This is a genomic window from Phocaeicola paurosaccharolyticus JCM 15092, from assembly GCF_000613805.1.
GTDB lineage: Bacteria > Bacteroidota > Bacteroidia > Bacteroidales > Bacteroidaceae > Phocaeicola > Phocaeicola paurosaccharolyticus.
Window position 1 is genome coordinate 1 of record NZ_BAJR01000082.1, and the last position, 926, is coordinate 926.

Annotated in this window: 1 protein-coding gene and 1 pseudogene; both read left to right on the plus strand. The window is 36.3% G+C overall.

Annotation, left to right across the window (positions count from 1 at the left end):
* Window positions 1-87 precede the first annotated feature (87 nt).
* Window positions 88-444, plus strand: coding sequence for an ISAon1 family transposase N-terminal region protein (locus tag JCM15092_RS14290; RefSeq protein ID WP_024995227.1), 357 nt, complete (start codon window positions 88-90; stop codon window positions 442-444).
* A gap of 200 nt (window positions 445-644) precedes the next feature.
* A pseudogene (locus tag JCM15092_RS14295) lies at window positions 645-926 on the plus strand (hypothetical protein); the annotation flags it as partial.

Sequence of the window (926 nt, forward strand, 5' to 3'; positions counted from 1 at the left end):
GGTATGATCCTATGATCTTAAATGGGCTCATACCGAAATTCTGAGGGGACTTAATTCTTAATATGCTATCTTTGCGCCAAAAAATATATGAATTACGATACTTTTCTTCGCTTTATCTTTCCTGATGGCATGTTTGACTACTTCGAGATGGTCCAATTTAAAGAGTTTACCGACAAAGTTGAAATATATTTCGAAGAGAAAAATAATCCTCCTGAAGAATATAAAAACGACAAACTGGAAAGTAAAGGGTTCTATGAGGAAGTACGCATGTATGATTACCCCATGAGAGGCCGCAGTTGTATCCTATACATAAAGAAACGTCGCTGGTTCAATCATACACAGAATAAATATGTTTCCAGAAATTGGAAACATATGGCTGAAGGCACGCAAATCTCTTCTGAATTTGCGTCTTTTTTAAAAGTATTATCCCACAAGCGCGAATAAAAAACATAAGAACAGTTTTACGCTGTTTATGCTTTGCTAAAAGAGCGTAAAATAATGTTATCAATCCTATTACTTTTGCTATTGCAAGCAAGTACGTCAGACTACCATTGGACTTGCATTCCAATTAAAAGTATGATGCTGTAGGTCAGTAAAATAAGAAATGGCCGTTAGATGCCGTATGGAAGAATACAATATTTTGTATGACCACAGGCTTGCATTTCTATTCATCTTTTAAAATAAAATGTATGGCAAAAGTAAAATCTGCAAAGGCTAAACTTATAAAGTCTTCAGATGGCAACACTCTAGCAATTGTAAATCCTGATGCCGCAGGGATAGATATCGCAGACACAGAAATGCAAGTCTGCGTTCCGGAAAATCGTGATGGAGATAATAATAGACGCTTCGGATGTTTCACGGATGACCTTAACAATATAGTAGATTGGTTACTTTCCTGTAGGATAACAACAGTTGCAATGGAAGCC

What these genes read in the sequence shown, in the direction of transcription:
- JCM15092_RS14290 (WP_024995227.1), top strand. Translation starts at nt 88, where the DNA reads ATGAATTACGATACTTTTCTTCGCTTTATCTTTCCTGATGGCATGTTT.